Below are 6,000 nucleotides of genomic sequence, written 5' to 3'. Positions count from 1 at the left end.
TATTTTAAAGTAATAATTCGCTTCGCAATTTGATACGAAGCCCAGCTACCTTTATAGCAAACAACTTCCGGAACTTTGAAAAGTGCAGTCTCCAGAGTTGCTGTTCCTGATGTTACTAATGCAGCAGTGGAATTTCGCAATAAAGCATATGTTTTATTGGAGATGAATTTTATATTATCGCTTGAAATGAATTGTTGGTAAAATGAAAATTCCTGACTTGGAGCACCTGCAATTACAAATTGATAATCTGGAAAATCAGTAACAACGCTTAACATTACAGATAACATTTTACTGATTTCTTGTTTGCGGCTTCCTGGTAAAATGGCAATAATTGGTTTTTCGGACAAATGATTTTCTGTTCTAAAAGCTGTCGCATCAATGGTTGATTGATTGTGGATTGCATCAATTAACGGATGTCCCACAAAAGCGACAGGAAAATGATGTTTGACTTCGTAGAAATCTTTTTCGAAAGGTAAAATCACATACATTTTATCAATGTCATGTTTTATAGCCTTAATTCGGCTTTCTTTCCAAGCCCAGATTTGTGGCGAAATATAATAATGATTTTTGTAACCGACTTGTTTTGCCCATTTAGCAATTCGCATATTAAAACCTGGGTAATCGATATAAATAATTACGTCAGGATTGAATTGTGTTATATCATTTTTGCAAATAGTAATGTTGCTCAAAATGGTTTTTAAGTTGAAAAGCACTTCTACAAAACCCATAAAAGCCAAATCGCGATAGTGTTTTACTAGCGTACCGCCTACATTTTGCATCAAATCGCCACCCCAAAAACGGATTTCGGCTTGAGGATCTTCTTCATAAATTGCTTTCATTAAATTAGATCCATGCAAATCTCCAGAAGCTTCTCCAGCAATAATATAGTATTTCATTTTGCGTTTTTTTTGGTCAACAAATATAGTATTTATTCTTTGCAACTTAGAATCCCCGAACTTAGTAGCTTAGTTACTTTCTTAAACAAATATGGTAACAATAGTCAATACAATAACTGCCAAAACGACACCTCTTGCCATAAGTTCTTTGTTCATTTTCAGTAAAATACCAAAGGCAATTAAATCGAGTATGGCACCCAGAGTAACGATTTTTCCGAGATGACCTTCGCTTCTCATTACTTGTATACCTGCTAAAAAATCGGTGTGCATTCCAATTGTTATGTAAAGGAACATTCCGATAAAACAAGTAATTATTCCAATTACAAATCCGGTAAGTAAGTCTATTTTATTCATGTGTTATTTATGTTTTTTATTAATGAATTGAGTATCGAAAGTTATGCTTTTATGTTTTTCGAATCATTTCGAATCATTCCATTTCCAAGAGTTAAGTTGTTGCATACTATGATGAGCAGTCAAATCAAATTGTACAGGGACAACCGAAATAAAACCATTTTCTAAAGCCCATTCATCAGTATCTTCACCTTTGTCTTCATTGACAAATTCGCCTGCCAGCCAATAATAATCTTTGCCAAATGGAGTTTGTCGCTTATCAAATTTTTGATCGTATTTAGCGTTTGCCTGACGACAAACTTTAATTCCTTTGATATCTTTTTCTTTTAATTTAGGGAAATTTACATTTAACACAACTCCTTTTGGAAGTTTGTTTTCCAACACTTCCAATGCAATAGTTTTTACATAGGATTTGATTGGTGTAAAATCAGCATTCCAATCGTAATCTAATAATGAAAATCCAATACCTTGAATGCCTTCTATTCCCGCTTCTACAGCGGCACTCATCGTTCCGGAATAAATGACATTTATTGAAGAATTTGAGCCATGATTAATACCGGAAACGCAAAGGTCTGGTTTTTGCTTAAGTATCTCATTAACTGCTATTTTTACACAATCTACAGGTGTTCCTGAACAACTGTATTCTTGTATAGCATCACTATCTTTAGAAATTCTATTGAGATACAAAGTGTTGTTTATGGTAATGGCATGCCCCATAGCACTCTGAGGTTTGTCTGGAGCGACAACAATTACATCTCCTATTGTAGACATTACTTCAATTAGAGTTCTAAGTCCTGGTGCTGTTATTCCATCATCATTTGTAATGAGTATTAAAGGTTTTTTGTTTTTCATTTATTATTTTTTAAGGGGAAAGCAATTGTTGATAAAATTTGAGTTCATAAACAAATGTAGCAACTCAAAATCTTATATTGCGAACAAATAAAATATTTTTTTTACGTTTGCTTTCTCAAAATTTAAAAAATTTATTTTTGCACCTTTAACAAAAAATTAAGTAGTGTTATAAGGGGTTGGCATGGTTTTTAACGTAACTTAGTTCAAAAAATTGATGAATTCTATTATTAGCTTTATGAAAAGAAATTATAAAATACTCATAGCTGTGGTATGCCTTTCGGCTACCTTATTTGCCTTTAATATAAAGTCAAAAAAAGAGGTGGATCCAGATAGGGATAAACTACTACTAGAGATATTATCTTTTGTTATTGAGAAAGGTCATTATAATCCGGCTATTGTTGATGACAATTTTTCAAAAGGTGTTTATAAAGATTATATAGCAGCATTAGATCCGTCTAAGCGTTTCTTCTTGCAATCGGATATTAATGAGTTTTCAAAATTCGAATTGGAAGTGGATGATCAGTTGAATAATAGGGATTTAACTTTTTTCAACCTTACTTATGATCGTTTAATGCTTCGTATGGAAGAGAGCAAAAAAATATTCAAAGATATTTTGAGCAAGCCTTTCAATTATAATACTGATGAGGATTTTAATGTCGATTATGATAAGGCACCATATGCTAAAAATACCACAGAGCTAAAAGAGAGATGGAGAAAACAAATCAAGCTTTCAACACTTTCGTCCTTTACTGACAAGAAGAAAATGGAAGAGGATAAAAAAGAGAAAGATCCAAAATATGTGATGAAGACAAACGCTGCTTTGGATGCTGAAACCAGAACAAATTCTCTTAACTCCTTGAATGAATCTTTTAGTTTAATGAATGAATTAAAAAGAGATGACTGGTTTACATTGTATATCAATGCAATTATGTCTGGTTTTGATCCTCATACAAGTTATTTTGCACCAGAGGAAAAAGAAAGGTTTGATGTAAGCATGAGTGGAAAATTGGAAGGAATTGGTGCTAGATTACAAAAGAAAAATGATTATACTGAAATTTCAGAATTAATCTCTGGTGGACCAGCTTGGAGAGGGAAAAAGCTAGAAGCTGGTGACTTAGTAATGAAAGTAGCCCAAGGAAACGGTGTTCCTGTTGATGTTGTCGGAATGCGCTTGGATGATGTTGTCAAAAAAATTAAAGGACCAAAAGGTTCTGAAGTTCGTTTGACTGTCAAAAAAGTAGACGGTACTATTCAAGTTATTTCTATTATCAGAGATATTGTAGAGATCGAAGAAACATACGCAAAATCAAGTGTAGTTGAGAAAAATGGGGTGAAATATGGAGTAATATATTTGCCTAAATTTTATATTGATTTTGAAAATAAAGATGGTAGAGATGCTGGGAAAGACATCGCATTAGAAGTTGACAGACTGAAAAAAACAGGTGTAAAAGGTATTGTATTAGATGTACGCGATGATGGTGGTGGATCATTATCTACTGTTGTTGATATTGCAGGTTTATTCATTGAGCAAGGTCCAATTGTTCAAATAAAATCTGCAGGTAAGAAAAAAGAAATTTTATATGATACCGATAAAAAAATCGAGTGGGATGGACCACTGGTAATTATGGTCAATGAATTTTCTGCTTCAGCGTCAGAGATTTTGGCGGCAGCTATTCAAGATTATAAAAGGGGAATCATTATTGGAAGTAAACAGACTTACGGTAAAGGAACTGTTCAAAATGTAATCGATTTGAATCAGTTTGTTCGTAACAGTTCTGCGGGAGATTTGGGTGCATTAAAAACAACTACTCAAAAATTTTATAGAATTAATGGAGGTTCAACTCAGCTAGAAGGTGTGAGCAGCGATATAGTGATGCCAGACCGTTTTGCTTATTTAAAAATGGGCGAACGTGATGAACCAAATGCAATGAAATGGGACAAAATTGATCCAGCGCCTTATAATGTTTGGAATAATACTTCGAAATTTGACCAGGCTATTAGCAATAGTAAAAAAAGAATTGAAAGTAATATTCAATTCAAATTGATCGAAGAAAATGCCAAATGGATTGATAGCAGAAGTACAGAGAATACTTATAGTTTAAATTATGAGAAATTCAAATTAGCTCAAGATCAAATTGAAGAAACTGCTAAAAAGTTCAAGCCAATTGTTGATTATAAAAATAATTTGAAATTTTCTTCATTACCATATGAAATAGAAGAATTTACTAAAGATCCAGTTCTCAAAGAAAAAAGAGATAGATGGCATGAAAGTTTAGCAAAAGATATTTATGTTGAAGAAGCTTTAAATATTCTTGATGATTTACAACCTAAATCAATAGCGAAAAATGTTATTCCTGGTGATAAAAAAGGAAAGTTAGTAAAATCTTAAAATCTTCTTTTAGAAATATAAAAAATGCTCCAATTAGCAATAGTTGGAGCATTTTTTATGTTATGGAATTCTTCAACCCAAAATAATTTTATCTGAAAATGTGATAACTCATTTAAATTAATTTGTAACGCATCCTAGTAGATAATAAGCAATATTTTCGCTATTTTAATCTAAACCAATAGAAGATAAGGAATTGAATCTTTAAATTGATTATCTGGATCTTCAAAACCAAATGATTGTAATTGTGATAAGTACTTTTAAGTAATCTACCACTCATTTACTTTATTAGCATCCATTTTGATGAAAATAAACAGCAAAATGGTGAATCCCCATAGACCAGATCCTCCGTACGAAAAGAAAGGTAACGGAACCCCGATAGTTGGAAATATTCCAATCACCATTGCAATATTTACAAAGAAGTGAATAAATAAAATTCCAGCAACACAATAGCCATACACTCTACTAAATTTTGTTTTTTGTCTTTCGGCTAAATAAATTATTCTAAGAAACAAGCCAGTAAAAAGCGCAATTACAACCAAAGATCCGACAAACCCCCATTCTTCACCAACTGTGGTAAAAATATAATCGGTATGTTGCTCTGGTACAAAACCTCCTTTAGTTTGTGTTCCTTCAAGGAAACCTTTTCCTAGCCATCCTCCAGATCCAACAGCGATTTCAGATTGGTTAGTGTTGTATCCAATTCCTTTCATATCAACTTCTTTACCAAGCAGAATGTTAAAACGGTCACGATGGTGTTGTTTGAAAACATTTGTAAATACATAGTTGACAGATAAAACAAATCCTGATATAATTGTAAAAAGAATAGTGCTCAATACAATATTTCTATCGGCTATTCTTGATTTATAATGAATCAAAATAATTATAACGAGCGCCATCAGAATGACATATTCCGGCTCTAAAATCAACGTTAACATAAACAACAAAATCGTAATAAAACCTGTCCAAACATACCAAGCTGGAAGTCCCTCTCTGTATAAAACAATTATGAAAATGCTATAGATTAAAGCACTACCAGGGTCAGGCTGCGGCAAAATAAGCATTACGGGTAAAAAAGTAATTGCCAATGCTTGTAGTTGCCTATTCATGTCCTTTAGATTAATCTGAGTGTCACTGAGATATTTTGCAATTGCCAATGAAGTCGCAGCTTTTGCAAATTCTGAAGGCTGCAAAGTAAAACTCCCAAATCCATACCAACAGCGCTGTCCAGCAATCGTTTTTCCGAAAACAAACAATCCAGCCAATGATATAAGTGAAATTACAAAAATGATACTTGCATATTTTTCATAAAATTTACCATCAATATATAGTAATACAAATATCATTGGAACTGTCAACGCAATAAATATCGCTTGCTTTTCGTAGGTCCCTTCAGTAGAAGATAATGAAGAAGAATAGATGTTCAGCCAACCTAAAGACACAAGTGCTATGTAGATTATGATACATATCCAATCAATATTGCTTGATAAACTTTGATTTTTCATTTGATATGAA

Annotated in this window: 5 protein-coding genes; 1 reads left to right on the top strand and 4 read right to left on the bottom strand. The window is 32.6% G+C overall.

All coding sequences use genetic code 11. The features are described from left to right. The 3 genes from lpxB to surE all read right to left on the bottom strand — a co-directional run. Positions 1–896 (bottom strand): lipid-A-disaccharide synthase (gene lpxB, locus VLC96_RS10295; protein ID WP_325262691.1); only part of this gene is annotated, 896 nt, incomplete at its 3' end. 81 nt (positions 897–977) lie between these two features. Further along, entirely contained in the window at positions 978–1,250 is a 273-nt protein-coding gene (locus tag VLC96_RS10290; RefSeq protein WP_325262689.1) for a hypothetical protein, read from the bottom strand. A 63-nt stretch (positions 1,251–1,313) separates the two neighbouring features. Next, positions 1,314–2,099, bottom strand: coding sequence for a 5'/3'-nucleotidase SurE (surE, locus tag VLC96_RS10285; protein ID WP_325262687.1), 786 nt, complete (start codon positions 2,097–2,099; stop codon positions 1,314–1,316). Positions 2,100–2,313: 214 nt separating this feature from the next. Between surE and VLC96_RS10280 the strand changes: the two genes are divergently transcribed. Beyond that, a complete protein-coding gene (locus tag VLC96_RS10280) occupies positions 2,314–4,488 on the top strand; it encodes a carboxy terminal-processing peptidase (protein WP_325262685.1) in 2,175 nt (724 codons plus the stop codon). Between the two features lie 266 nt (positions 4,489–4,754). On the opposite strand, the gene rodA is transcribed toward VLC96_RS10280, so the two are convergent. Then, the gene (rodA, locus tag VLC96_RS10275) at positions 4,755–5,990 is read right to left on the bottom strand and encodes a rod shape-determining protein RodA (protein WP_325262683.1); all 1,236 of its coding nucleotides are present in this window, start codon (positions 5,988–5,990) and stop codon (positions 4,755–4,757) included. Positions 5,991–6,000: the final 10 nt, after the last annotated feature.

It is taken from the genome of Flavobacterium sp., assembly GCF_035456085.1.
GTDB lineage: Bacteria > Bacteroidota > Bacteroidia > Flavobacteriales > Flavobacteriaceae > Flavobacterium.
Note: the sequence above shows the minus strand (reverse complement) of the source record. Positions and strands in the feature narration are given on the sequence as shown.